The sequence below is a fragment of the Agrobacterium sp. 16-2014-1-2a genome (assembly GCF_053522705.1).
Genome location: NZ_JBNWBX010000014.1, coordinates 21,609 through 47,844 on the forward strand (window position 1 = coordinate 21,609; position 26,236 = coordinate 47,844).

Sequence of the window (26,236 nt, forward strand, 5' to 3'; positions counted from 1 at the left end):
GCCTGAGCCGCTCTTCTGAGCGGCTTTTTCTTGTTCTGACCCAGATTACGCGCGTCGTTAAGAAACAGATTCAATTGCCTCAGAGCTTGATTCTCCAAGCTCGCGCAACACGTTGTTTCTGAAACGCAAATTCTAAACCATCCGGCCGTCCACCCTCCATGCCAGCAGTCACATTGGAGTGATGTTCCGTCACTTGCCCTTTTCCAACGCGCCGCGATGCCTAACTTCAGCACCATGAAAAGACGAACCGCACTCGGCCTTATCGCATCCCTGCCTTTCGCCCGCCTTGCCCACGGGCAAACACCCGGCAATGGCGCCCGCTTCAGTCCATTGCTCAACGAGGCGGATGCGCTTTCGAGCCTGAAAGCCGCCATCGTCAGTATTGACGGCCAGGAGGTGGCCAGCCGTGCCTATCACGGCGCCAGCCTTATGGGTTCCACCAACATCAAGTCGGCCTCGAAATCTGTGATTTCCGCGCTGGTCGGCATGGCGATCGACCGCAAGATATTGGCCGGGGCGGATCAGCCGATTGCCACGATCCTGCGCAGCGATTTTCCGCCGAACCCCGATGCGCGTCTGGAAAGGGTAACCATCGGCAACCTGCTTTCCATGCAATCCGGTCTGGAACGAATGTCCGGCCCGAACTACGGCCGCTGGGTCGCCAGCCGCAACTGGGTGCGAATGGCGCTGGGGTCGGGTTTTGCCGGAGAGCCGGGCGGTGGCATGCTTTACTCCACCGGTTCCACGCATCTGCTTTCGGCGATTTTGACCAAGGCATCCGGCCGTTCGACGCTGTCGCTGGCGCGCGACTGGTTCCGGCCGCTGGAGGGCTTCTCAATCGGCGGCTGGGAGCGCGATCCGCAGGGCATCTATCTCGGCGGCAACCAGATGGCGATGACGGCGCGGTCGCTGCTGGCTTTCGGCGAGCTTTACCGGCTGGGCGGGGTGACGCCAGGCGGCGAGCGTTTGATTTCGCAGAGCTGGATCGATCAATCCTGGCAACAACGCACCAATTCCGTCTTCAACGGCGATGGTTACGGCTATTGCTGGTTCATCAAGGAGATGGCGGGCGAGACGGTTTATTATGCCTGGGGCTATGGCGGGCAGATGCTCTATATCGTCCCCGCCAAACGGCTCTCGGTGGTTATGACGTCCCGTGAGGATGCGCCTTCGGCGAGAACCGGTTATCGCGACCAATTGCATGGGCTGATGGAGAATATCATTCGCGTTGCGTGAAAATCAGAGCGGTCTGTTTATGCTCTGGAAAGCTTCCCCGAGCCGCTTCATGCGCTCCTCATAGGCACTTGTGATGCAGGCGACATCCGCGTTGCATTCCTGGCGCTTTTTCAACCATTGGCTCTGTTCTTCGCGCAAGGTGTCGCGTGCGCCCATCGCCATCAGTTGTGTCAGGATGTCGAAGGTGGTGACCATCTTCACGTCCTGGTCGTTGAGGGCGCGGTTGTCGCAGATCGCCTTTTCATCCGCGGCCAGATCAGGCTTCGTGCAATCGAAGCTGGCGGCGTTGGCGGGCGAACCCAGTGAAGCGCAGGCGAAGAGGATGCCGGAGGCAAGGATTGTCTGTTTCATGTGCATGGGTCGTCTCATTTTGAGGACAGGCTCGTGTGGGGGAAACCGAAATGGGGTGCTGTTGGTTCCACCAGCACAAGCCGGTCATCGCATGAAAAAGATCGGCCATCATCTTGCCGCGCTTTGCTTTATAGGCTTTCACGTTATAACTCCATCATACTGATGAGGATGAGGAATCACATGCAGAGCGTGCTGAAGTATCTGTCCACCGGCTTTCTTGCGGCGCTGCTTCTCGTTCCGGTCGGAGCGCAGGCGCAGGACAACAAGACCGTGCCCGCAAGCCACACGGAAATGCAGCTTTCCTTCGCGCCGCTGGTCAAGCGTACCGCAGGCGCTGTGGTGAATGTCTATGCCGAACGCATCGTGCAGCGGCGCTCGTCGCCCTTTGCCGGCGACCCGTTCTTCGAACAGTTCTTCGGCCAGCAGATGCCGAACCGCACGGAGAAACAGTCGTCGCTAGGATCGGGTGTGATCGTGACGGCCGGCGGCCTCGTGGTGACCAATAATCACGTCATCGATGGCGCCGACGACATCAAGGTGGCGCTGGCGGATGGGCGTGAATTCTCCTCCAAGGTGCTGCTGAAGGACGACCGGGTCGATCTTGCCATTCTGCAGATCGACGCGAAGGAACAGTTTCCGGTGCTTTCGCTTGGTAATTCGGATGCCATTGAAGTCGGCGATCTCGTGCTTGCCATCGGCAACCCCTTCGGTGTCGGCCAGACGGTAACAAGCGGCATCGTCTCGGGGCTGGCGCGCAACCAGGTGACGCAGGGCGATTTCGGCTTCTTCATCCAGACCGACGCCTCCATCAACCCCGGCAATTCCGGCGGTGCGCTGATGAACATGGCGGGTGAGTTGATCGGCATCAATACTGCCATCTTCTCCAAGGGCGGCGGGTCGAACGGCATCGGTTTTGCCATTCCCGCCAATCTGGTCCGCGTTTTCGTTGCCGCCGCCGAGCGTGGCGACGCCAACTTCCAGCGGCCCTATATCGGCGCGACCTTCGATCCCGTCACCTCCGATGTCGCCGAGGCGCTTGGCCTGCACCGCGCGCGCGGTGCGCTCGTCGTCAGCGTCGTCAAGGGCGGCCCGGCGGAGAAGGCTGGCATCGAGCCGGGGCAGGTCGTAACGGCGGTCAACGGTTTGGAGGTGGAACATCCCGATGCACTCGGTTATCGCCTCACGACGGCTGGCATCGGCAAGTCTGCCGAATTGACGCTGGTGGAGAAGGGCAAAGAGAAGAAGGTGACCATTGCGCTCGACACGGCGCCGGAAACCGCGCCGCGTGATGAACGCCTGCTGGAGGGACGCAATCCCCTGGCGGGCGCGACTGTCGCCAATCTCTCGCCGAAGCTTGCGGATGAACTGCGCATGCCTTCGCAGGTGACCGGCGTTGTCGTCACCGATGTGAAGCGCGGTTCGCCGGCCTATCGGGTCGGTTTCCAGCCGAAGGACGTCATCCTATCGCTGAATGGCTCGGATATCGGCTCCACGGCTGCGGTCGAAAAGGCGCTGGACGACAATCCCGGCTTCTGGCGGGTGGAAATCCTGCGTGACGGTCAACGTATCCGGCAGTTCCTGCGATGAGCGATGACCTCTTTGCCCCACAGGTGCCTGTCGAGGTCGCCAACCGGCGGCCTCTTGCCGACCGCCTGCGTCCGAAGACACTGGCGGAGGTGACCGGGCAGCCGCATCTGACGGGTGAAGAGGGCGTGCTGCGCCGTATGATCGATAGCGGCTCACTCGGATCGATGATCTTCTGGGGACCGCCCGGCACCGGCAAGACGACGGTCGCCCGTCTGCTTTCGGGCGAGGCCGGGCTGGCTTTCGAACAGATTTCGGCGATCTTTTCCGGTGTTGCCGATCTCAAGAAGGTTTTCGAGGTAGCACGCACACGCCGGATGAACGGCCGGCAGACGCTGCTTTTTGTTGACGAGATCCATCGTTTCAACCGTGCCCAGCAGGACAGCTTCCTGCCGGTCATGGAAGACGGCACCATCATTCTTGTGGGTGCAACCACCGAAAACCCGTCCTTTGAACTGAATGCCGCTCTTTTGTCGCGGGCGCGTGTCCTCACGTTCGGTTCGCATGACGAAGAGAGCCTGGGCGAGCTTTTGAAGCGCGCCGAAGAGGCGGAGGGCAAGCCTCTGCCGCTGACCGAGGAGGCGCGTGTCAGCCTGATCCGGATGGCCGATGGCGATGGCCGCGCCGTGCTGACGCTTGCCGAAGAGGTCTGGCGTGCGGCGCGCAAGGACGAGACTTTCGATACCGAAGGGCTGACGCGCATCGTGCAGCGGCGCGCGCCGGTTTACGACAAGGGACAGGACGGCCACTACAATCTGATTTCCGCGCTGCATAAATCGGTGCGCGGTTCGGACCCGGATGCGGCGCTTTATTATCTCTGCCGCATGTTCGATGCCGGCGAAGACCCGCTCTTTATCGGGAGGCGGCTGGTGCGCATGGCGGTGGAGGATATCGGCCTTGCCGATCCGCAGGCGCTTGCCGTCTGCAATGCCGCCAAGGACGCCTATGATTATCTGGGGTCACCGGAAGGCGAACTGGCGCTGGCGCAGGCCTGCGTCTATCTCGCCACCGCGCCGAAATCGAATGCCGTTTACACAGCCTTCAAATCGGCGATGCGGGCGGCCAAGGAAAACGGCTCGCTGGTGCCGCCAAAACATATTCTGAACGCGCCCACAAAGCTGATGAAGGGCGAGGGTTACGGTGACGGCTACCGTTACGACCATGACGAGCCGGATGCCTTTTCGGGACAGGACTATTTTCCGGAAAAAATGGGTCGCAAGACGTTTTACGATCCGCCCGACAGGGGTTTCGAGCGGGACATCCGCAAGCGTCTCGACTGGTGGGCGAAGCTGCGCCGCGAGCGCGGTTCGCGTTAAAAAGCTTTCTTCACAAAAAGAATCAGGCGCTTGCCAAAATGAGTCGTAAAACCGCGCCATCCAACTGTTTCCAAAGGGAAATCAGGATGCCTTCCGGTGTTGTATGACTTGCGACGGCGCAGGCAGCATCTTGACCGAGGATTCCGCCAGACCGCTATGCCCTTCGGCATCGATCACCAGATGCCAGTGCAAGGTCTCGGGAATGCTGATGCGGATCGGCGATTTTTTCGCGACGCCGCCGAGATATTTGAAATCGAGCAATTCTGTGAAACGCTGGAAATTTGCGCCTGTCATCAGCCGTACATTGTTGACGGCCGAAAGGGACACCTCAATGGTCGTCCCAGCCCGCAATTCCTTCAGGTCATAGTGTGTAAAGCGGAAATTCGGCCGTGACATTGCGCGTCTCCCTGTACCTGTATTTTGGCAAAAGAGGATAGGACGTCAGGGTTAACGAGCTCTTTAAAACGGCAGCACCCTGTAGAATTTCGGGTCGCTGCGCCGGCTTTGAAGGGCCGTGGAGAGTATTGGCGGGTTGGGAGGAGGAGGTCTGGAATAATACTAACGTATAATAAGCGTATTCAGTTATAATAAATTTTTTAACTCTAACATACGCTGGTCGAAGTGCCGTCAGCGGCGTTGGGGGGAATATGAAAAACGTCACGATATCTATGCGCCTTTATGCGCTCGTTGCATTGTTTCTGGCAATATTGACTGCGGCACTTACATTCAGCCTGTTCGAGACCTTTCATGAGATGGAACGCGAGCGTAAAGCGGGGCTCGCATCCATGAACGAAACGGCTGTCGCCATTCTTGAGCAATATTACCGGCTGGAGCAGGGTGGCACCCTGACGCGTGAGGCTGCGCAGCAGCAAGCCAAGACCACGATTGCGGCGATGCGCTATGGCAACGGCAGCGGCTATTTTTGGATCAACGACATGCATCCCAAGATGGTGATGCATCCGATCAAGCCCGAGATGAACGGCAGCGATCTCACTGCCAACAAGGATCCGAACGGCAAGGCGCTGTTCGTCGAATTCGTCAATACGGTGAAGGCGGGCGGCCAGGGCTTTGTCGATTATTATTGGCCCAAGCCCGGCGCGCCGGACCCAGTCGAGAAGTTTTCCCATGTCGCCGGTTTCGCGCCTTGGGGATGGATTGTCGGCACTGGCGTTTATGTCGACGATCTTGAGGCGGTTTTCTGGAGCAACGCCTATTTCAACATCGCAGTGTGTGTTCTGTCCGGCCTTCTGGTGGTCGGCGTGGCTGCAGCCGTCGTGCGCAGCGTGACACGGCCTATTGATCGCATCCGGCAGAGTATGAAGCGGATCGCTGATGGTGACGGCGAGGCGGAAATTGAATTCGCCGACCGTCGCAACGAAATCGGCGCCATTGCAAAGACGTTGCTGGTGCTGCGTGACAGCGTCAACGAGCGCAGCGCCTTGCAGGCCCGCGAGGCGGGGCAGCAGCGGGCGCTGGAGGAGGCGCGGCATGGCAACGAGATGGCGTTGCGCTCCGCATCCGAGCGTCAGGCTCATGCCATGAACGAGCTCGGCAGTTCGCTGGAAGCACTCGCCAATGGCGATCTGACCGTCGAGCTTGCCGATATCGGCGGCGAATATGAAAAGCTGCGCATGGATTTCAACCGCGCCGTCGGCGCGCTGCATGGGGCGATCGAGGCGATCGCCAGAACCGGCCATGTCGTCAACGATAGCGCATCTGACATCAGCGGTGCGACCGGCAATCTTTCGCGCCGGACAGAGCAGCAGGCAGCGGCGCTGGAGGAGACGGCGGCGGCTCTTGACGAAATCACCGCGACGGTGCGCACCGCTTCCGAACGGGCGAACGAGGCCCGACAAATGGTGCAGGATACAAAAACGAGCGCAGGTCGCTCGGGCGAGATCGTGCGCAATGCCGTCGATGCGATGGGCCGTATTGAGGAATCTTCGCGGCGCATCGGGCAGATCATTTCCGTCATCGACGAAATCGCGTTCCAGACCAACCTTCTGGCGCTGAATGCCGGTGTCGAGGCCGCAAGGGCAGGCGAAGCGGGACGCGGTTTTGCCGTGGTGGCGCAGGAGGTTCGCGAACTCGCGCAACGCTCTGCCAATGCCGCCAAGGAGATCAAGACCCTTATCAATCGTTCGGCGGAAGAGGTCGGCGGCGGTGTAGCACTCGTTCGCTCCACGGGCGATGCGCTGGATGAGATCGTGACGCTGGTCAACCGGGTCGACGGCCACGTCAATTCCATCGCCACGGCGGCGCGGGAACAGGCCACCGGCCTGCAGGAGATCAACACCTCCGTCAACCACATGGACCAGATGACCCAGCAGAACGCCGCCATGGTGGAAGAGACGACGGCGGCCAGCCAGACGCTGGCCGAAGAAAGCCGGCAGCTCCGCGCGCTGCTGTCCCGTTTCGAACTCGGGCATGGGGCAGGGCGCGAGGTTTCGCGGGCGGCTTGATTTTTATCCGCTTGAGATAGTTTACAGGGCGCGGCTTTGGCTGCGCCCTTTCTGTTTCGAGGAAGTGAGACAACCTCTCCTCCGTCGTGCCGGACCCGTGGTGTGTCTGCATCGTGAGAGGCGTTGGTTTGCGGAGCTTTGCTGACACCTTTGGTATGATTTCGCTCGAGGCTTCCGCATTTCTCGCTTCACGGAACAGCCCGGTTCGTTATTTCTCCCAACCAATAAGGATTCGTTTACCCCGTTTCTTTAAAATTTACCTGTATTGCCGCGGGTAGCGGCCGCTGAAGGTACAGGTTCTCGTATGGCGTATGTTTCCCTTCCGCGTCGTCTTGTGACGTTGTTGATGATTTCCACGGTCATGGTGTCGTGTTCGGCGGAGGGCCTTGTGCCGCCGGCCGAGGTTGACGGCACGACACGTGTCGGCGCCATCCGGTCGTCGCGGCAGCAAGGCTACAGCGCGCCGCCGGGTGCGGTCTATCAGGCCGAGCGGACCGGGCAGGCCACCAATTATCCCGCAGCCGTGTCGCAGCCGATGCCGGAGCCTTATGCCTCGCAGGATCCCCTGCTGCAATCGCCACAGCGCGGCCAGGGCTATTCCACGCTGGATGGCCAGCATCAGGCGCGGATGGCCGCGAACGGCCAAAGTATGGCCTCCCCAGCCATGCCCAACCAGCAGGGCGCCGCAAATCAGATCGCCGAAGGCGAGGGCGGGGTGAACATGGATTCCATGCTGGGCGTGGAGCCGGTTCGCGGACTTGCGGAAGAGCAGGATGCCGATATTGCCGAAGGCGCTTCCGCCCAGCCGGTGGTGGACGGCATCGGCACCGACAATCCGGTTGCCGTTTCTCCGGCTCGCCGGCAACAAAGTGCGGGTCAGTCGCGGTTGATACCGCCACCGCCGCCGGGGTCTTCTTCCCGCCGCCAGCCGGTGGAGGAGGTCGCCATGCTGATGCCCAATGATCCGATGGCCCGCGACGGACTGCAAAGCAACCGCTCGGCCATGCCGCCCGGCGTCATGCCATCCTCGGAAGTGGCCTGTCGCTCCGAGCTGCGCCGTCTCGGCGTCGCCTTCCGCGATGTTGCGCGCATTGCAGATGGACCGACCTGCGGTATCGACTATCCGATCGAACTCAGCGGGCTTGCCAGCGGCGTTGCCATCCGCCCGGCAGTGAAGCTCAATTGCCAGGTCACGCTTGCCTTCGCCAAATGGGTAAAGTTCGAACTCGTGCCGTCCTCCCGCTTCCGTTACCTCTCAGGCGTCGGGCGCATCACGCCCATGGGCGGTTATTCCTGCCGCAAGATGAATTCGCGCTCCAGCAATCCGTGGTCCGAACATGCGCGTGGCAACGCCATCGATATCGGCACCATAACGCTGAACAACGGCAAGGAGATCGACGTTCGCAGCAAGAACTTCTTCGCCTTCCGGGAAAAGGCGCTGCTGAAGGCAGTGAGGTCCGATAGCTGCAAATATTTCTCCACGGTTCTCGGGCCGGGCAGCGATCCCAACCACTGGAACCATTTCCACTTCGACCTGCGCACCCGCAAGTCCGGTTACAGGCATTGCGACTAGGGGGCGACGAGACGACACCGTGGTGCATGACGATAGGCGTGAGGCATTAGTTGTGGTACGTCACGTCGACCCGTAACTTCCCGTCCGTCCCGGTGCTACCCGGAATGACGGAGTGGGGGGATGTGACCACATTACAATTTGGGCCTGTTGGGTTTGGTGTTAGCCGCCCAAAAAAAGACCGGCCCTAAGGCCGGTTGAAGAAGACTGCCTAAATCGGGGGATATCGGCGTCTTTGCAAGGGCATGCAATGGGAAGAAATCCCATAAAACGGTCCATCCGGTGCGGATATCCGGCAAAAAACATCGCGCCGTACTGACCTGCGGCCAACATGGCTTGCCGCCCTTTTCTGATACGCTATGAGCGTCACATGTTTGTGACAACGGCCCGCTGGAGCCTGCTTTCATGCCCCCTGTTTCAGAGATACTGGTCTTTGCTTCGGCGCTTGCGGCCGCGGGCGTGGTCGCTGGACTTCTGGCGGGGCTGTTCGGCATTGGCGGCGGTGCTGTGCTGGTGCCGGTGTTCTACCATGTGTTCGGGCTTCTGGATGTGCCGGAGGCGGTGCGCATGCATCTGTCGCTTGGGACTTCGCTCGCCATCATCGTGCCGACCTCCGTTCGTTCCTTCCTGACGCATCGCCAGAAAGGTGCCGTTGATATCGATCTCCTGAAGGGCTGGATCGTCGCCGTGCCGCTCGGCACCATCCTCGCATCTGTGGTGGCTGCGCATGCCTCGAGCGTCGCCCTGCGGCTGATCTTCGCTTTCATTGCGCTTGCGCTCGCCTTCCGGATGATCTTCAACCGGGCGAGCTGGCATCTCGGTTCAGACCTGCCGAAAAACCCGGTCCGCTTTCTGGTCGGCACCGGCATCGGCCTTCTGTCTGGCCTGATGGGTGTGGGCGGCGGGGTAATGAACAATACTTTCATGACGCTTTACGGACGCACCATCCATCAGGCGGTTGCCACATCCTCCGGTGTCGGAGTGCTTATTTCGCTGCCGGGTCTCCTCGGCTATATCTGGGCCGGCTGGGGTGATGCAGGTCTGCCGCCTTTTTCCACCGGCTTCATCAACTGGATCGCCGTCGCGCTGCTGATCCCCATCACGCTTGTCGTCGCGCCCTATGGCGCGCGGCTGGCGCATGCACTCAGCAAGAAGCAGCTGGAGCGGGCCTTCGGGGTGTTTCTGGTCTTCGTCGCGGCCCAGTTTTTCTACAGCGTCTACAGCTGATTTTCCCTCTCCGCCGAATGCAGTGTTCAGGCCGTTGGGCTGGCAATTGCGGGTTGTACGGCCTATATGGCGTGCATCTTACTCGTTTTTTTCGAAAGATTCGCGATGAATGCCATTGTTTCGATACGGAATCTGACCAAATCCTACTCAAATGGCTTTCAGGCGCTCAAAGGTGTCAGCCTCGATATCAGGGAGGGGGAAATCCTTGCTCTTCTCGGGCCTAACGGAGCCGGCAAGACGACGCTGATCTCTATCATCTGCGGGCTTGTCAATCCGGGCGAAGGCTCGGTTCTCGTTGGCGGATATGATGTGGTGAAGGATTTTCGCCAGACGCGTGCCCTGATCGGCCTTGTGCCGCAGGAACTGACGACAGACCAGTTCGAGACCGTGTGGAACACCGTCAGCTTCTCGCGTGGTCTGCATGGGCAGAAGAAGAACCCGGAACTGATCGAGCGGGTCCTGAAATCGCTGTCGCTCTGGGACAAGAAGGACAATATGCTGCGGGAGCTTTCCGGCGGCATGAAGCGACGCGTGCTGATCGCCAAGGCGCTTGCGCACGAACCGAAGGTCCTCTTCCTCGACGAGCCGACGGCGGGTGTGGATGTTACCTTGCGCCGCGACATGTGGAATGTCGTTTCCGAGCTGCGCTCCAAGGGCGTCACAATCATTTTGACCACGCATTACATCGAGGAGGCGGAAGAGATCGCTGATCGGGTGGGCGTTATCAATGGCGGCCAATTGTTGCTGGTGGAAGAAAAGACCGCGCTGATGAAGAAGCTCGGCCGCAAGCAGCTTTTCCTTGAACTTTCGCAGCCGGTGGAGGCGTTGCCGGACAGTCTCTCATCCTTCGGCCTTTCGCTCTCGGATGACCGCAACACCATCACCTACGAGATCGAGGACAACGGCGAGCAGGGGCGCATTGCCGATCTGCTGACTGCGCTTTCCGGTGCCAACATCCATTTCAAGGATATTTCGACACGTCAAAGCTCTCTTGAGGATATTTTCGTCTCGCTGGTAGGAGACCAGAAATGAATTTCGAAGCCGTCAAGTCCATCTACCTGTTCGAAATGGCGCGCACCCGCCGCACCCTGTTGCAGAGCGTCGTGTCGCCCGTCATTTCCACCTCTCTCTATTTCATCGTTTTCGGAACGGCGATCGGTTCAAGGATTCAGGAGGTTGGCGGGGTTTCCTATGGCGCGTTCATAACGCCCGGCCTAATCATGCTGACGCTTTTGACGCAATGCATCAGCAACGGCTCTTTCGGCATCTATTTTCCGAAATTCACCGGCACGGTCTACGAGATATTGTCTGCGCCAGTGGCGATGACGGAAATTGTTGCCGGTTATGTCGGGGCGGCGGCGACCAAGGGGCTGATGATCGGCACGATCATCCTGATAACGGCCTCCTTCTTCGTGGATATCACCATCGCCCATCCATTTATGATGATCCTGTTCTTTGTGCTGACGGCGGTGAGCTTCAGCCTGTTCGGCTTCATCATCGGCATCTGGGCCACGAATTTCGAGCAGCTGAACCTCATCCCGATGCTGGTGGTGCCGCCTCTGACATTCCTTGGCGGCAGCTTCTACTCCATCGACATGCTGCCGCCCTTCTGGCAGACGGTCAGTCATTTCAACCCGGTGCTCTACCTCATCAGCGGTTTCCGCTGGAGCTTCTACGAGATCGCCGACGTCAATCCCGTCATCAGCCTGGCGATGATCACGCTGTTTCTCGCACTCTGCCTCGGCGTCGTCGGCTGGATGTTCAAGACCGGTTACCGGCTGCGCAACTGACCGGAAAGAGGTTTGCCGTGAATGTGATACGCCCGGTTTGCACCGCGCGTTTTCGTATTCGGATAGCGAGACGTTATTTTTTGATCTCGAGCAGGAACTGTCTGCCCGGCAGGTTTCACCTGTCTCGCAATCTCAACTCATCGGTCTGTATCTGCATCGAACCAAGCGTCGACAGGAAGCTCATGCCGAGCAGGCTCTGGCCCAGTTGGCCCTCCTGCGCGACGAGGGCGGGGATGTTGCTCCGCGCGATCGGGCCGATGCCGATCTCGGACAGGGTGACGGGCGCTGCGGCCGTGCGGCCGTTCGCGGTCATCACCGGCACGGTGTAGCGCAGTTTCGTGGTGTCGATGCCGATGGCGGCGGCATCGGCATTGGCCAGCACCACGGAGCTCGCGCCGGTATCGACCAGCATGTGGATGGTTTTGCCTTCAATGCTGACATTCGCCTCGAAATGGCCGCTCATGGATTTGTGCAGTATGATCTCCTGTTCGCCGCCAGCGGTCGTCACCACCACCGCACGGCCGGGCATCAGTCCACCCAGCAGCCGGTCGGCGAAGGATTGCAGGTCGTAGCGATAGAGATAGACGGATACGAGGCCGAGGATGATCACGAGCCAGATGGCGAGTTGCCGGACAACGCTTGCGAAGCTGCCGCGGCTTCCCGCCAGAATGCCGACGGATAGCAATCCCGCAATCGGCAGGAGATAGACGATCTGCCCGAATTTCTCGTTGTCGATGCCGAAGGTGCGGCCGCTGTCGTGATTGACGAGAAGCAGGCCGAGACCCACGGCCAGCAAGAGAAGAACGAAAGTCAGCCTGTTCATGCGGTGTGCGTCTCCCTGGAGGTGTCCTTGCCTGTTTTTGCCAGTCTTTCGGGAAGCGCCTGCATGATCATGCGGCGCTTTTCGTCGCTATAGCTTGCCCAGCCGCCGATCTCGTCCAGCGTGCGTCCGCAACCGATACAGAGGCTGTTTGTGGCGTCGAGGGAGCAGATATGAATGCAGGGTGTTTCCATGGGGATCTATATCAGTCTGTCACGTCGCAAGGGCAAGAGCGATGAGAGTAACGATCTCCGTGATCTGCTGGCTGGCGCCGATTGTGTCGCCGGTGTGGCCGCCGATCTTGCTGACACAGAGCCTGCCGAACAGCATCGTCGCGAGGCAGGCAGCCGCCAGAACGACTACGATAGACACAAAGGGCAGGGCATGCAGCGTGAAAAGCACGAGCAGCAGCAACCCTGTTGCGAGCGCGATGTTGCGCTCGCTTTCCCCGGGTTGGCCGGCGCCGGCGGCGATGCCGGAGGTTTTGGCGGCGGGCAGTGACTGCCAGTGCCATACCATCAGGGCGCGACTCACCACCAGCGCGGCAATCAGGCAGGCGGCGGCGGTCTTGGCAGGCAGGGTTTCTATAAGCGATGCGAGTGCCGTGGCGCGCAGTGCAAAGGACAGGACCATGGCGATCGTGCCATAGCTGCCGATGCGACTGTCCTTCATGATCTCAAGCGTTTTCGGCTTGTCCTTGCCGCTGCCGAAGCCATCGGCCATATCCGCCAAGCCGTCTTCGTGCAACGCACCGGTTATGAGCGCGGTGACGGCGATGGCAAGCCAGCCGGTGAGCTGCGGTGAGGCGTCGAACTTCGCTAATGCCACCACGAGCACAGCAGCGGGCAGGGCGATCAGGAGGCCTGCGGCGGGAAAAGCGCGTGCTGTCCGGCGCATCGATGGACCGTCACCTTCACCGAAGAAGCGCGATGGGACCGGCAGGCGGCTGAGAAAGGCAACGGAATGCATGACATCTGTTATAAAATCCCCGGCCTTCATGCTCTCTCCGCTGCTGTGCTTGCATTTCCGGTTGTTCCGCGGCGCGTCCGCGATTATGAGAGGCGCAACAAAGACCGATTTGCCGGAAAACACAAGTTTCCGCCAATCCGACGACGAGAAAGACAGATACCATGAGCATGAGCGGATTGCCCTTCGACGATTTCCGCGCGCTGCTGCGCGAGCTTCCCGGCCCGGATACGCATGCGCTGGTCGCGGCCAAGGAGCGCAATGCGCAACTGACGAAACCGGCCGGTTCGCTCGGTCGGCTGGAAGAAATCGCCATGTGGCTTGCCGCATGGTCGGGTCGCTCGCCCGCCGTCACCCGTCCGCTGGTGGCGATTTTCGCCGGCAATCATGGCGTCACCCGGCACGGCATCACGCCCTATCCGACGTCCGTGACGCAGCAGATGGTGGAGAATTTTGCGGCAGGCGGTGCGGCGATCAACCAGATTTGCGTCACCAACGATCTCGGTCTGAAGATTTTCGATCTGGCACTTGACTACCCGACCGGCGACATCACCTGCGAGCCTGCCCTTTCCGAGCGCGATTGCGCCGCCACCATGGCCTTCGGCATGGAGGCGATTGCTGGCGGTACCGACCTTCTCTGCGTTGGCGAAATGGGCATCGGCAACACGACCATCGCAGCGGCGATCAATCTGGCGCTCTATGGCGGTACGGCTGAAGAATGGACCGGTCCCGGTACCGGCTCCGAAGGCGAGGTCATGGCGCGCAAGATCGCGGCGGTGAAGGCTGCCGTCGAGTTCCACAAGGACCATCTGTCCGATCCGCTCGAAATCATGCGCCGTCTTGGTGGCCGTGAGATTGCGGCGATTGCCGGCGCGATCCTTGCCGCGCGCGTGCAGCGCATTCCCGTGCTGATCGACGGTTATGTGGCGACTGCCGCTGCCGCGCTGTTGAAGGCTGCCAATCCTTCGGCGCTCGACCATTGCCTGATCGGCCATGTCTCCGGTGAACCGGGCCATCTGGCTGCCGTCGAGAAACTTGGCAAAACGCCGCTTCTGGCGCTGGGCATGCGGCTTGGCGAGGGCACGGGTGCCGCTTTGGCCGCCGGCATCGTCAAGGCTGCCGCCGCCTGCCATTCCGGCATGGCGACTTTCGAAGCTGCCGGTGTCGATACTGGTACCCATTCCCACACTGAGCATTGAGGCCCAAGATGGACGCAACGCCGCAGAAGAAGCAACCGGAACCTGCCTTTCGCAAGGAAAAGGGATGGCGGCATCTTTTTGCTGCTGCCCGCTATTCCTTGCAGGGGCTTGGACGGCTGTGGCAGGAAGCGGCGTTCCGGCACGAGGTTCTCGCCTTCGGCGTCGGCCTTGCCCTGCTTCTGGTCGCCCGCGCGCCGTTTGCGCATCTTCTCGTCTTTACGGTGCTGATGCTGCTTTTGTTCGCGGTCGAGGCGCTCAATACCGCGATTGAGGAGTTGGTGGATCGCATCTCGCCGGAAATTTCTTCCGTCGGGCGGCACGCCAAGGATCTCGGTTCCTTCGCCGTCTTCTGCCTTTTGACGGCAAACGGATTTTTCGTGCTTTATTCGCTGGTGACGACGCTGTTCTTCTGAACGGCAGATTTGACGCTTAGGCGAAGGACCGGCGGCGTGGCTGGATGGCGTGGGTTTCCTCCACGGCTGGCAGGCTTTGCAGCACGCGTTTTGCCGGCAGGATGGCGATGCCTTCGGTGCCTTCACGCAATTTCGATTTCAGGATGAACTGGCCGTCATGCTTGGCAAGGATGGCCTGAACGATGGGCAGGCCGAGCCCGGTTCCCTGTTCGGCGCTCTTGATCGCGATCGATCCCTGACCGAAGGCAGACAACACCACGGGGATTTCTTCCTCTGGAATGCCGGGGCCGTTGTCCTTGATCGACACATATTGCCCGCCACCCGCCGTCCAGCCTGCCTTCACGAGGATTTCACCGCCCTGCGGGGTGAATTTGACGGCGTTGGAGAGCAGGTTGAGGATGACCTGGCGGATCGATTTTTCATCCGCCCAGACCTGCGGCAGGCTGCTTTCAAACTGCTGCGAAATCCTGATGGTCTTGGCGCGGGCGCGAAGCTGGATCATGCCGATGCAATCTTCGGCGATTTCAAGCATCGAGACCGCTTCTTCATTGAGGTCGTAGCGACCGGCCTCGATACGCGACAGGTCGAGGATTTCGTTGATGAGGTCGAGCAGATGCTGGCCGGAACGGTGGATGTCGCCGGAATATTCCTTATAGAGCGGATTGTTGAGCGGACCGAGCACCTCTGCTGACATGACTTCGGAGAAGCCGAGAATAGCGTTGAGCGGGGTTCGCAGCTCGTGCGACATGGAGGCGAGAAAGCGCGATTTCGCCAGATTGGCCTCTTCCGCACGCCGCCGCGCCTCATCCGACATCGAGTTGGCGACTTCGAGTTCGGCGATCAGATCATCTTTTTCAGTCTGCGACGACAGCAGCTTGATGCTGGTCTGGTAAAGCCTGCTGGTGATGCGATGACAGAAAAGAATCGCCATGCCGAACATCAGGGCGAGGCCAACATCGAAGGGATCGCGGGAGACGACGGAGGTGACGCACAGCGCCGCCAGCACCGGCAGGAAGGTCATGAAGGTGGCCCGCCGCAGCATGAAATTGGCCATGGCGGTAAGCGAAAGCGCGATCAGCAGCGTCGCGCCCTTGAAGAAAATAACGAGTGTCGGGTTGTTGCGCACCGGTTCGGCCAAGGCGAACATTGCCCAGGCGCAACCGATGAGGATCTGCATGGCAAGGAAGAGATTGCGCCACTTCGGCAGATTTTCGGCCGTTATCCCCTGTTTGGCGGCTCTTTTGGCCAGCACCAGAGACATGGCATGGAAACTCAGCGCAATGAGCGACCAGATGATCAGCCCTATGTCACCCGTGATATACAAACCGATGATGGAGGCGAATACGATGAAAAGCGGCATGACCATCGCGCCCTGAAGGGCTTCTGCGATGTGCATCGTCAGCATTTCACGTTCATAGGCTTCGCTGCCGCCAGCGCCTTGCTGCAAGCGTTCACGCGTCGTCTTCACCGTGTCGAAAACAGCCTTGTTACGGTGCTTTCGTGAACGGTCGACGATGATCTTATCGGTGGACGTGCTGACGCTTTTACTCATTGTTACAACGCAGGTGACATGAACCCTTTGCAGGCTACGCACAAAATCTTAAGAAGATGCTGCCGTGAAAGGATTTGTTTGCCATTTCTGACAAGGGTTTGTTGTGACATGAGACGAAATGGAGGCAGGCGCGGCTTTTTCTCGACGTTTCGCGACGGCGGGCTTTTCCTTGCCACCGTTTTTCTCGGCATTCTGATTGCCGCCAAGCTCGATCAGATCAATAGCGAGACCCATACCGGCCGTTTCTTTGTGATCGATGGCGATACGCTTTCAAAGGGCGAGGACCGGTTCCGGCTGCTCGGCATCGATGCGCCGGAGCTTTCGCAGACGTGCCGGCGCGGCAGCGAAACCTGGCCATGCGGCGCGGAGGCGCGCCGCGTTCTGCAACAGATGATCGAAGGCACGACCTTTTCCTGTTCCGGCAGTTCCAGGGACCGTTACGGACGTCTGCTGGTCTATTGCTCGGCGGGAGACCGGGACGTGTCCTCGGAAATGGTGGCGTCGGGTTTTGCCATCGCGTCAGGTTATTTCCAGTTCTCCGGCGAACAGGCGCTGGCGCGCAAAGAAGCTCGCGGCATATGGGCCGGAGAATTCGAAAAACCGGCGGAGTGGCGGCGCGAACATCGCGCAGCGGATTTGCAAACGCCCGCCGCGGGTTTCCTCACCATCATCCGTCATCTTCTGGGATGGAATCATGGCTGAGGCGGATCGAGCCCTGCCGATGAATGACGACGGGCTGAGGGGCGCGATTGCCCTCTGTCGCATCTGTCGCGACACCCCGACCTACGGACGCCTGCCGCACGAACCCCGACCGGTCCTGGTGATGTCGACCAAGGCGCGTATCCTGATTGCAGGGCAGGCGCCCGGGCTTCGCGTGCATGAAACGGGTGTGCCTTTCAACGATGCCTCCGGCGACAGGCTGCGCCAATGGCTGAGTGTTGATCGTGAGACATTCTACGATCCGGACCGCTTCGCCATCGTGCCCATGGGGTTCTGTTTCCCCGGCTATGACGACAAGGGCAGTGACCTGCCGCCTCGACGCGAATGTGCGCCGCAATGGCGGGAGAAGGTGCTGGTGGCGATGCCGCAGGTGGAGCTGGTCCTTGCCATCGGTCAATATGCCCAGGCATTTCATCTCGGCGAAAGACGGCGGAAAACCATGACCGAGACCGTGTACGACTGGCGCAGCTATTTTCATTCAAATTCGGGACCGGCCATTTTGCCGCTGCCTCATCCGAGCTGGCGCAACACCGGCTGGCTGAAAAAGAATCCGTGGTTTACCGAGGAGCTGCTTCCTGTTCTGCGAGAACATGTGGAAATGCGACTTTAGTGAAACAATTTTCTGTTTTTCTCTAAAAATTAGTGTATTGAAAGGAAATTAATTCAGGAGGGTAGACGCATTGGATCGCCTAGACCGTAAGATTTTGCGCATTCTGCAAGAGGATTCCACGCTGGCTGTCGCTGATCTGGCGAAAAAGGTCGGCCTTTCCACGACGCCCTGTTGGCGGCGTATCCAGAAGATGGAAGAGGACGGTGTCATCCGCCGGCGCGTGGCGCTGCTGGATCCGGTCAAGGTCAACACCAAGGTCACCGTTTTCGTCTCCATCCGCACTGCCTCCCATTCCATCGAATGGCTGAAGCGGTTTTCCGAGGTGGTGTCCGAGTTCCCCGAAGTCGTCGAGTTTTACCGCATGAGCGGCGATGTCGATTATCTGCTGCGCGTTGTCGTGCCTGACATCGCGGCCTACGATGCCTTCTACAAGCGGATGATCGCCAAGATCGAGATTCGTGACGTGTCGTCTGCCTTTGCGATGGAACAGATCAAATATACGACGGAACTGCCGCTCGATTACATGCTGCTGGATAATCCCAAATCCGGCGAGGAATGATTCCAGCTGATCAGGCTTTTTGAACAATGCCCTTTCCGGCTGCCGGGGAGGGCATTTTTCGTTGGGCAGTTTGCTTTTCCGCAAGCACTCAAGTCGGCCATCCGGCGGTTGTCCGGGGAATGCACACTCCTGGCGTGCCGAGGCGGCCAGGCAATCTTATTCCGCCTGCGACGGCAAATTAGCACATTCAATTCTCTTTGCACTCGCGCCGCGCAAAGTGGGATTTTGATAAAATCACTCGAATATCTACGCTTTGTATATCTGATGATGGCAACAGCGAAGGATATCCACATGCTCACACGACGCGGAACATTGGGACTGATTGCGGGTGCAACGGGGGCGGCGTTCCTGCCGCATATCCGGCGGGCTGGAGCCGCGACCACCACATTACGGATCGGCTGGCAGAAGAATGGCGTGATCGCGTTGGCAAAGAGCCAGGGCGCGCTTGAAGCGCTGTTGAAGGATCGCGGCATTGAGGTCAAATGGTCGGAGTTCTCCTCCGGGCCGCCGCTTCTTGAAGCGCTGGGCGCAGGTGCGCTGGATATCGGACCGACGGGCGATGTGCCTCCGCTTTTCGCGCAGGCTGCCGGTGGCAATCTGCGCTATGTGGGAACTTACAAGGGCGCCGCCGGCGGATCGGCAATCCTTGTGCAGAAGGATTCGCCGCTGAAGACGCTGGCCGACCTCAAGGGCAAGAAGGTGGCGTTCAAGCGCGGCTCCAGCGCTCATAACGTTACTGTCAAAGCATTGCGAAAGGCCGGTCTGACGCTGAACGACATAACATCCATCGACCTTGCCCCGCCGGATGCGGCGGCCGCTTTCCGCAGCGGCAGCATCGATGCCTGGTCGATCTGGGATCCTTATTTTGCCGTGGCGGAAAAGGAGCCGACGACACGAGTTCTCGCGACTGCCGAAGGTATTGTCGATCCCTGGAGCTATTTCCTCGCCAATGGCGACTTCGTGGAAAGCAATCCCGACCTCGTGCCGCTGATCCTTAAGGAACTCGCAAGCGTCGGCGCAAAGGCTCAGGCCAATATCGATGAGACTGCAAAATTGCTGGCGGCGATAACCGGCGTCCCGCAGGATGTAACCAAGGTGTCGCTGACGCGTCCGGGAGCGGATCTGGGGCGTGTCTCGCTGGTTTCGGATGAGGCCATCAGCTATCAGCAGGCGCTGGCCGACGAGTTCTACGATCTGAAAATCGTGCCGAAGAAACTCAAGGTTACCGATATCGTCTGGCGTCCGAAAGCGAGTTGAGCCGGGCGAAAGCTGAGGCTCTTCAATCGTCTGGCTGTTGTTGCTGAGAGATTGATTCAGGCAAGCGCTCCATGTCAGGAGCGCTTGCCTCTACCTTAGCCCTTGAGCCTGGCAATCACCAGATGGCCGGGTGTGGGGTTGCCGTCCTGCATGCGCACGTTGATGTCGGTGACTTCGACTATGTCGAAACCGGTCGCTGCCAGTCTTTCCCGAACATAGGTTTCGGCGTGGGCGAAACGCTGGTGCGGGCCTACCATATAGGGGCGTCCGGCCATGGTTGCTTCGGGCAGCGTTTCCGACGAGAAGATCAGCAGGCCACCAGGGACGAGGTTTTCAGCGGCGCCGAAAAACAGCGGTTCCAGCGCGCCGAGATAGGGCAGCACATCGGTTGCGGTGATGATGTCGAAGGGCTCGTCGTCATTGTCTTCGAGAAAGTCCTCGGCTTCGGCGACATAGAGCGTCTCGTAGAGGTCCTTCTCGTGGGCGATCTCGACCATGTTTTCGGAAATGTCGATGCCGGTGATGTCATCAGCCATGTCGCGCAGCGCTTCGCCGGTGAGGCCGGTGCCGCAGCCGAGATCGAGCAGGCGCTTGAAGGGGCCGAGATCGAGCGTTTGCAGGCGCTGGCGCACCATCATCGGCACTGCATAACCGAGCTGTTCGACAAGAATATCCTCGAAGGCTTCGGCGTGCTGGTCGAACAGGGTTTCGACATAGGCGTCGGGCGCTTTGGAAGGCGGTTCGCCGCGGCCCATGGCGGCGATGCGAACGGCTGCGCCGCCATGATCGTCCGGGTCGATGGCCAGAACCTCTTCATAGGCCTTCACCGCCGCGTCAACATCGCCGGCTTTTTCAAGCGCGAGCGCGCGGTTATAGGCTTCGGCAAGCGCCTCTTCGTCAATTTTCTGGTTCTTCGTCATCGTGCGGTATCCGTCAGCATCTTCAGTTGAAGTCTGCTGTAAGCCGCAAGACGGATGGGCGCAATGCTTTATGTGGCGATGGGCCTCAGTGGAGAATGAACTCTCCTTTCAATGCGCGCCATTCCTGCGCCGAGATAACCTGCCGGTGTACGTAGCGGACCGAGTGCAACGGACCGTCTAGCTTTTCCTGCCAGAATTTGAGGAAACCGTGCATTTCGGGGAAATCCGGGGCGAGATCATAGTCCTGCCAGACATAGGTCTGGAGAACCAGCGGATGGTCCGGCATGCGATAAAAAATCTGGGCGGTGGTGAGGCCGTAGCCCCTCAGCATCATTTCCATTTCCTTGTTCATGTCGGCTGTTCCCGTTCTCATGATTGCCGATCACAGCGTTGTCGCTGTATCTGATATGGGAACACGACAGGGTTAACCCAACCTTGCCAAAGGTCTGGGTTGTCACAAAATAGTTATATTTTTCAAAATGTTGGCAGTCTTCTCTATTGAGTGCTGCCAACGGTGTCCCTAGCGCTTGAGATGGCGTGTCAGGCGGGCTTCGAGCCATGCCCAGACATGCCGGAGCGTCTCGACGATCGTCAGGTAGAAGATCGCCGCCCAGAGATAGGCCTGATAATCGAATGTGCGGGAGAAGGCGTAGCGCGTCTGTCCCATCAGGTCGAAGACCGTGACGATGGAGACCACTGCCGAACCCTTGATCATCAGGATGATCTCGTTGCCGTAGGGGCGCAGAGCCACGATGAGGGCCTGCGGCAGAATGACCTTGCGGAAGGTGATGAATTTCGACAGGCCGAGCGAGGCGGCACCTTCAATCTGGCCGCGTGGCACGCTTCGGATCGCGCCCCTCAGAATTTCGGCCTGATAGGCGGCGGTGTTGAGGGTGAGCGACAAGAGGCCGCAATACCAGGCCTCGCGGAAGAACCACCACAGGCCAACGGTTTCCAGCCCCTGACGGAAACTGCCGAGGCCGTAATAGATCAGGAAAAGCTGCGCCAGCAGCGGGGTGCTGCGAAAGACGTAGACATAGGCATAGGCCAGCGCGCTGATGACGCGATTTTCCGACATGCGGGCGAAGGCGATCGGCACCGAGAGAAGTGCGCCGAGGATGATCGAACTGCCAACCAGCGTAATGGTGGTGATGAGGCCATCGATATAACGCGGCCCGTAACGTTCGAATTTCGCCCAGTCCCAGCCTTCGATCATCGCAAAGATCAGCCCGGCGGCCAGCAGCAGCCAGAGCGTTATGACGGCGATGCCGACGACGCGCGATATGTTGAGGGGCTTGTCTGTGGCAACCGGCGCGGGGCGCGGCGGAATGAGTTCCTGAATATGGCTCATCGGCTTGCCTCCGACTTGCGCGACCAGCGATCGATGAAGCCGATGCCGATGGAGGAGAGCAGAGCGAGGATGAGGTAGAGCAGACAGGCGATGCCGTAGAAGAAGAAGGCTTCCTTGCTGACGCGGGCAGCGATGCCGGTCTGGCGCACGATATCGGCAAGGCCGATGATCGAGACGTAAGAGGTATCCTTGAGCAGGATGACCCAAAGGTTGGTCATGCCGGGCAGGGCGATCCTGACCAGCTGCGGAATGATGACAAGCACCATGGTGTGGCCGCGCGAGAGGCCGAGTGCATGGCCCGCCTCATATTGGCCCTTTGGGATGGCCTTGAAGGCAGATAGCAACACTTCCGAGGAATAGGACGAAAACACCACTGACAGCGCAACCATGCCCGCCACGAAGGCGTTGATCTCTACCGGGCCTGTTATCCCGACATAACCGGCGGCCGATTGCAGCAGCATCTGTATGCCGTAATAGACGATGAACAGCGTCAGGAGTTCCGGCAGGCCACGGAAGATGGTGGTATAGACACCGGCCGCCAGCCGCAGCGATTTTTCCTCCGATTGCGCGGCGAGCGCAATGAGGAAACCGATCACAAGCCCGACGGGCAGGGTGGCGAGCGCCAGCGAGATCGTGACCTTGACGCCGAAGGCGATTTCGTCGCCCCAGCCGGCATCGCCACAGGTGACGAGGGTGCCGTTTCCGAAAAGCGTGAAGAGACCGACCGGCCCACAGAAAGGGTCGAGAAGTGTCGAGACATAGGTCCAGAACGCACCTATGGCGGAAAATGCTCCGCTCATGCCAGTTTTCCCCCGCGGTCTTAAGCCGCCGTGATTGTTATGGTTACGTTTTCAAACAAAAATGGCGGAAGGGCAAGCCTTCCGCCACCAGATTTCAACAGGCGACGCGCCGCTTACTGGCCGTAAACGTCGAAATCAAAGTATTTCTTGTTGATTTCCTGGTACTTGCCGTTGGCGCGGATGCCGGCGATGGCAGCCGTGAACTTGTCGGCGAGCGCGGTATCGCCCTTGCGAACGGCTACGCCTGCACCATTGCCGTTGATCTCGACATCCACCGGAAGCGGCGTCAGGATCTTGCAGCACTTGCCTGCATCCGATTTCAGCCACTCCGACAGGACGACGATATCGTCGATGACGGCGTCGATGCGGCCGTTGGAGATGTCGAGCTTATATTCGTCGGCGGTCGGGTACATTTTCAGGTCGGAACCCGGGAAGTGCTTTTCGGCATAGTTGGAGTGGGTCGTGGAACCCTGCGCGCCGAGCGACTTGCCCTTCAGGTCGTCGACGGACTTGATCGGCGAGTCCTTCGGTACGGCGATTGCCGGCGGGGTGTTGTAATATTTCTTGGAGAAATCGACCTTCTGGAGACGCTCCGGCGTGATCGACATGGACGCGATGATGGCGTCGAACTTCTTTGCCTGCAGGGCGGGGATGATGCCGTCCCAGTCATTGGTGACGAAGGTGCATTCAGCCTTCATTTCGACGCACAGCGCCTTGGCGATGTCGATGTCGAAGCCGGTCAACGTACCGTCGGCTTCCAGATTGTTGAAGGGCGGGTAGGCGCCTTCCGTGCCGATGACGATCTTGTCCTGCGCGAGGGCCGCGCCGGAAAACAGGGAGATGGCGGCAATCGATACGGCTGCGAGCAGACGGGTGGAAATAGGCATTTCGATCCTCTCTTTTGGTCGTTCATCCGCAGTCTGTTGTTGTTTTCAGTGCGGACGTCGTGAGCGCAGGCGCAACAGAACGGGTTGCCATTCGTGGCCTTCAGCGCGCGGCAATTATTCGTCCGGTTGGTCAAAAAATGCAACTGCAATATTAGCGCCCTCTTTTTCGTCGCGGAGCTTTCACGAAATGGCCTTGATCTGTTCATTTCCGGTACAGAACGCTTTGGTCATCATGGGAACCGAAGCGTATGCAAGGCGTTGACCAGCGCCTGCACGCGCGGCCGGATTCACAATGTCGCGGCATAAGCGGCGTACAACGATTGGCAGATGAGGAAGCACCGATGCTGAAGAAGAACACATTGCTGACGGGGGTGGTTTTCCCCCTCATGTCGCTGGCGATCGCGGTGGAGCCGGCCGCCGCCGGTTATGCCGGCGCCGCACGGACGCAAACGCAAATGCCCCAGGCACAGGCCCCGGTGATATTGGCGCAGGCGCAGCCGCAGGCGGAGGAGCAGAACCCGGAAGAGCTGCTGCGCAAGCAACGCCAGCAAGCAGAAGAGGCGCAGCCGAAGCCAGAGCCAGAGCCGAAAAAGCAGGAGCAGGCTCCGGAACCGCAGCGCGAACAGCCGAAGGCTGAAGCTGCACCGGCCGAACCGCGTCCTGAACCCAAGCGTGAAGCTCAGCCCGAGCCGCAACGCGAGCCTCAGCCAGAACCGAAACGGCAGCCGCAGCAGCGCGAAGCCCAGCCGGAACCGGCGCCAGCTGAACAGCCACCCGCCCGCAAGCAGCGTCCGCAGCCTGAGCCCGAAGCCGCACCTGCACCCGCCGAGCAGCAGCCGCAGGAACGGCCGCGCAAACCGGCTAGAGCCGAGCAGCCGGCAGGCGAGGGCGAGCAACGCCCCGCACGTCCGCGCAAGCCGGAGCCGGCGGCCGAACAGCCAGCCGCACGCCCAGAAAATACCGAGCAGCCGGCGAAACAGCGCGAGCCCGCCGCCGAGAAAAAGCCGGTAGAGGAAAAGGCGCCCGCTCCAGCACCGGAACCGAAATCGGAACCCGCCGAAAAGGCCGTTCCAGAGAAAAAGCCAGCGGCTCCTGAACCAGCTGTAAAGGAGGCTCCTGTTCCAACGGAAGCGCCGACACCGGCACGGCCACCGGCTCCGGAAGCTCAGCCCAATCCTGCGCCCGGCCAGCAGCCTTCTGAAAAGCAGCCGGTAGAAGGCCAGGGCAAGACGGAGCCTGCAGCGCCGCTGCCGGGTACTCCGACACCTCCGCCGCCAAGCGGTGCCACGACAGGACAGGCGCCTGCCGGCGAAGCCGTCCCTAATCAGGTCGCCATTCCGCAGACGGAAGCGCCTCCGACGACGAAGCAGGAACTGGACAAGGCCAAGGCTATCGCCAAGGACCCGTCCAAGACTGCCGACACCGTCATTCTGCCCGTCGACAAGGGTGCCGCCGTTCTCGACAGCGACAAGGAAGTGGAGCGCTCCGGTAACAACCAGGCACGCGAGCAACGCCGCCGCGAGCGTGAGCAGGCCGGTGACGTGAAGGTGCCGACTTCCGACGCCGAAGCGCAGCGCGCCGGTGCTGCCGGAGGCAAGGCTCCGCCGCCCGTGAAGATGGAGGCGATTACCTCTCAGCAGGGCGAGCGTGTCGACCGCCGTCCGCAATATGACCGGCCGGAAGGTGCGCGGGAATGGCAGCCGCGCGAAGGCGGCCGGCGCGATCAGGATCGCGATGCGCCGATCATCCTGCAGTTTGGCGACCGCGTGGTTGTGCGCGGCGACGACAATCAGCGCTTCATCCGCGATGGCGGCGAGCCCTATTACGAGCGCCTGCCCGGCGGACGTGTCCGCGAGACCGTCGAGCGTCGCGACGGCACGCAGGTGGTGACGATCCGCAACCGCTATGGCGACGTCATCCAGCGTTCGCGCATCGACGACCGTGGCCGGGAATATGTTCTGTTCTATGCACCGGAACTGATGGACGAACCGGACCGTGAATATGTCTATCGCGATCCCGGCCTCGACCTGCCGCCGATGCGTCTGCGCATTCCGGTTCGTGACTACATCATCGACACGTCGAGCGATCCGGACCGCGATTATTACCGCTTCCTGGAGCAGCCGCCGGTCGAGCCGGTGGAGCGTGTCTACTCGCTGGATGAAGTGCGTTATTCGGCCCGTATCCGCGACAAGGTGCGCCGTATCGACCTCGATACGATCACATTTGCCACTGGAAGCGCTGACATTCCGATGGCGCAGGCCCGTTCGCTGCGGAAGGTAGCGGATGCGATCAACAAGGCGCTGGCAAAGAACCCGGCGGAAACCTTCCTGATCGAAGGCCACACCGATGCCGTTGGTTCGGATGAAAGCAACCTCGTTCTTTCCGACGAGCGTGCCGCTTCCGTCGCTAATGTCCTGACCGATGTTTACGGCATTCCGCCGGAAAACCTGGCGACGCAAGGCTACGGCGAGCGTTACCTGAAGGTTCAGACACTCGGCCCGGAACAGCAGAACCGCCGCGTCACCATCCGCCGCGTGACACCGCTGGTAAGACCGGTCGCCCAGAACTGATAAGGTTCAGGAACTGAAAAATGAAAGCCCGGAAAGCGCAAAGCTTTCCGGGCTTTTTTATTGGTAGCAAAGTTCC

General features: G+C 60.0%; 26 protein-coding genes. 15 read left to right on the top strand and 11 right to left on the bottom strand.

The annotated features are described in order from the left end of the window. Positions 1-234 precede the first annotated feature (234 nt). Positions 235-1,236: a serine hydrolase domain-containing protein gene (locus tag ACQZ45_RS26285; protein WP_113291140.1), complete on the top strand. Its 1,002-nt coding sequence runs from the start codon at positions 235-237 to the stop codon at positions 1,234-1,236. 3 nt (positions 1,237-1,239) lie between these two features. On the opposite strand, the gene ACQZ45_RS26290 is transcribed toward ACQZ45_RS26285, so the two are convergent. After that, a complete protein-coding gene (locus ACQZ45_RS26290) occupies positions 1,240-1,593 on the bottom strand; it encodes a lysozyme inhibitor LprI family protein (RefSeq protein WP_003516106.1) in 354 nt (117 codons plus the stop codon). A 174-nt stretch (positions 1,594-1,767) separates the two neighbouring features. Here ACQZ45_RS26290 and ACQZ45_RS26295 point away from each other — a divergent pair, with 174 nt between their 5' ends. Then, positions 1,768-3,174, top strand: a complete 1,407-nt coding sequence (locus ACQZ45_RS26295; protein WP_003516104.1) for a DegQ family serine endoprotease — start codon at positions 1,768-1,770, stop codon at positions 3,172-3,174. Then, positions 3,171-4,487 carry a replication-associated recombination protein A gene (locus ACQZ45_RS26300; protein WP_113291139.1) on the top strand — a complete coding sequence of 439 codons (1,317 nt, stop codon included), beginning with the start codon at positions 3,171-3,173 and terminating at the stop codon, positions 4,485-4,487. Before ACQZ45_RS26295 ends, ACQZ45_RS26300 begins: the two co-directional genes overlap by 4 nt. An 81-nt stretch (positions 4,488-4,568) precedes the next feature. On the opposite strand, the gene ACQZ45_RS26305 is transcribed toward ACQZ45_RS26300, so the two are convergent. Continuing rightward, positions 4,569-4,883, bottom strand: a complete 315-nt coding sequence (locus ACQZ45_RS26305; RefSeq protein WP_013636426.1) for a DUF1883 domain-containing protein — start codon at positions 4,881-4,883, stop codon at positions 4,569-4,571. A 251-nt stretch (positions 4,884-5,134) separates the two neighbouring features. On the opposite strand from ACQZ45_RS26305, the gene ACQZ45_RS26310 reads away from it, so the two are divergent. The 5 genes from ACQZ45_RS26310 (at position 5,135) to ACQZ45_RS26330 (ending at position 11,536) form a co-directional block, all read left to right on the top strand. Further along, complete coding sequence (locus tag ACQZ45_RS26310; RefSeq protein WP_448742616.1) at positions 5,135-6,949, top strand: methyl-accepting chemotaxis protein; 1,815 nt, start codon at positions 5,135-5,137, stop codon at positions 6,947-6,949. A 304-nt stretch (positions 6,950-7,253) separates the two neighbouring features. Further along, complete coding sequence (locus tag ACQZ45_RS26315) at positions 7,254-8,522, top strand: extensin-like domain-containing protein (RefSeq protein WP_019567064.1); 1,269 nt, start codon at positions 7,254-7,256, stop codon at positions 8,520-8,522. A 402-nt stretch (positions 8,523-8,924) separates the two neighbouring features. Next, complete coding sequence (locus ACQZ45_RS26320) at positions 8,925-9,746, top strand: sulfite exporter TauE/SafE family protein (protein ID WP_113291137.1); 822 nt, start codon at positions 8,925-8,927, stop codon at positions 9,744-9,746. 105 nt (positions 9,747-9,851) lie between these two features. Continuing rightward, entirely contained in the window at positions 9,852-10,778 is a 927-nt protein-coding gene (locus tag ACQZ45_RS26325) for an ABC transporter ATP-binding protein (protein WP_019567066.1), read from the top strand. Continuing rightward, positions 10,775-11,536, top strand: a complete 762-nt coding sequence (locus ACQZ45_RS26330) for an ABC transporter permease (RefSeq protein ID WP_003516094.1) — start codon at positions 10,775-10,777, stop codon at positions 11,534-11,536. The genes ACQZ45_RS26325 and ACQZ45_RS26330 overlap by 4 nt, the downstream gene beginning before the upstream one ends. A gap of 115 nt (positions 11,537-11,651) precedes the next feature. Here ACQZ45_RS26330 and ACQZ45_RS26335 read toward each other — a convergent pair whose 3' ends face one another. The 3 genes from ACQZ45_RS26335 to ACQZ45_RS26345 are packed head-to-tail and all read right to left on the bottom strand — an operon-like array spanning position 11,652 to position 13,355. Then, on the bottom strand, positions 11,652-12,359 hold the full coding sequence (locus ACQZ45_RS26335; protein ID WP_113291136.1) for a retropepsin-like aspartic protease family protein: 708 nt from the start codon (positions 12,357-12,359) through the stop codon (positions 11,652-11,654). After that, the gene (locus ACQZ45_RS26340; RefSeq protein WP_113291135.1) at positions 12,356-12,550 is read right to left on the bottom strand and encodes a DUF1289 domain-containing protein; all 195 of its coding nucleotides are present in this window, start codon (positions 12,548-12,550) and stop codon (positions 12,356-12,358) included. Before ACQZ45_RS26340 ends, ACQZ45_RS26335 begins: the two co-directional genes overlap by 4 nt. 19 nt (positions 12,551-12,569) lie before the next feature. Continuing rightward, a complete protein-coding gene (locus tag ACQZ45_RS26345; RefSeq protein ID WP_112682347.1) occupies positions 12,570-13,355 on the bottom strand; it encodes an adenosylcobinamide-GDP ribazoletransferase in 786 nt (261 codons plus the stop codon). Between the two features lie 131 nt (positions 13,356-13,486). On the opposite strand from ACQZ45_RS26345, the gene cobT reads away from it, so the two are divergent. Both cobT and ACQZ45_RS26355 read left to right on the top strand, forming a co-directional pair. Then, positions 13,487-14,521 (top strand): nicotinate-nucleotide--dimethylbenzimidazole phosphoribosyltransferase, encoded by a 1,035-nt coding sequence (gene cobT, locus ACQZ45_RS26350; protein WP_003516086.1) that lies wholly within the window; start codon positions 13,487-13,489, stop codon positions 14,519-14,521. Between the two features lie 8 nt (positions 14,522-14,529). Beyond that, a complete protein-coding gene (locus ACQZ45_RS26355) occupies positions 14,530-14,934 on the top strand; it encodes a diacylglycerol kinase (RefSeq protein WP_003516084.1) in 405 nt (134 codons plus the stop codon). Between the two features lie 16 nt (positions 14,935-14,950). Here ACQZ45_RS26355 and pdhS2 read toward each other — a convergent pair whose 3' ends face one another. Then, complete coding sequence (gene pdhS2 / locus ACQZ45_RS26360; RefSeq protein ID WP_111801625.1) at positions 14,951-16,486, bottom strand: two-component system sensor histidine kinase PdhS2; 1,536 nt, start codon at positions 16,484-16,486, stop codon at positions 14,951-14,953. A 108-nt stretch (positions 16,487-16,594) separates the two neighbouring features. Between pdhS2 and ACQZ45_RS26365 the strand changes: the two genes are divergently transcribed. The 4 genes from ACQZ45_RS26365 to ACQZ45_RS26380 all read left to right on the top strand — a co-directional run bounded on the left by ACQZ45_RS26365 (position 16,595) and on the right by ACQZ45_RS26380 (position 19,632). After that, positions 16,595-17,188, top strand: coding sequence for a thermonuclease family protein (locus ACQZ45_RS26365; protein WP_003516079.1), 594 nt, complete (start codon positions 16,595-16,597; stop codon positions 17,186-17,188). After that, on the top strand, positions 17,181-17,816 hold the full coding sequence (locus tag ACQZ45_RS26370) for a uracil-DNA glycosylase family protein (protein WP_162736123.1): 636 nt from the start codon (positions 17,181-17,183) through the stop codon (positions 17,814-17,816). The genes ACQZ45_RS26365 and ACQZ45_RS26370 overlap by 8 nt, the downstream gene beginning before the upstream one ends. 70 nt (positions 17,817-17,886) lie before the next feature. Beyond that, positions 17,887-18,375 (top strand): Lrp/AsnC family transcriptional regulator, encoded by a 489-nt coding sequence (locus ACQZ45_RS26375; protein WP_003507846.1) that lies wholly within the window; start codon positions 17,887-17,889, stop codon positions 18,373-18,375. Positions 18,376-18,666: 291 nt separating this feature from the next. Next, entirely contained in the window at positions 18,667-19,632 is a 966-nt protein-coding gene (locus tag ACQZ45_RS26380) for an aliphatic sulfonate ABC transporter substrate-binding protein (protein ID WP_097102961.1), read from the top strand. A 95-nt stretch (positions 19,633-19,727) separates the two neighbouring features. Here the strand turns inward: ACQZ45_RS26380 and ACQZ45_RS26385 are convergent, their stop codons facing one another. From ACQZ45_RS26385 to ACQZ45_RS26405, 5 genes are all read right to left on the bottom strand, one after another. Continuing rightward, entirely contained in the window at positions 19,728-20,552 is an 825-nt protein-coding gene (locus tag ACQZ45_RS26385) for a class I SAM-dependent DNA methyltransferase (protein ID WP_025593927.1), read from the bottom strand. Between the two features lie 85 nt (positions 20,553-20,637). Continuing rightward, on the bottom strand, positions 20,638-20,904 hold the full coding sequence (locus ACQZ45_RS26390; protein WP_003516070.1) for an usg protein: 267 nt from the start codon (positions 20,902-20,904) through the stop codon (positions 20,638-20,640). Between the two features lie 168 nt (positions 20,905-21,072). Further along, positions 21,073-21,903, bottom strand: coding sequence for an ABC transporter permease (locus tag ACQZ45_RS26395; RefSeq protein ID WP_113291133.1), 831 nt, complete (start codon positions 21,901-21,903; stop codon positions 21,073-21,075). After that, a complete protein-coding gene (locus ACQZ45_RS26400) occupies positions 21,900-22,703 on the bottom strand; it encodes an ABC transporter permease (RefSeq protein WP_003516067.1) in 804 nt (267 codons plus the stop codon). The genes ACQZ45_RS26395 and ACQZ45_RS26400 overlap by 4 nt, the downstream gene beginning before the upstream one ends. Before the next feature lie 113 nt (positions 22,704-22,816). Then, positions 22,817-23,590, bottom strand: a complete 774-nt coding sequence (locus ACQZ45_RS26405; RefSeq protein WP_013636412.1) for an ABC transporter substrate-binding protein — start codon at positions 23,588-23,590, stop codon at positions 22,817-22,819. Between the two features lie 341 nt (positions 23,591-23,931). On the opposite strand from ACQZ45_RS26405, the gene ACQZ45_RS26410 reads away from it, so the two are divergent. Next, on the top strand, positions 23,932-26,160 hold the full coding sequence (locus tag ACQZ45_RS26410) for an OmpA family protein (protein ID WP_003516065.1): 2,229 nt from the start codon (positions 23,932-23,934) through the stop codon (positions 26,158-26,160). The last annotated feature ends 76 nt before the right edge of the window (positions 26,161-26,236 follow it).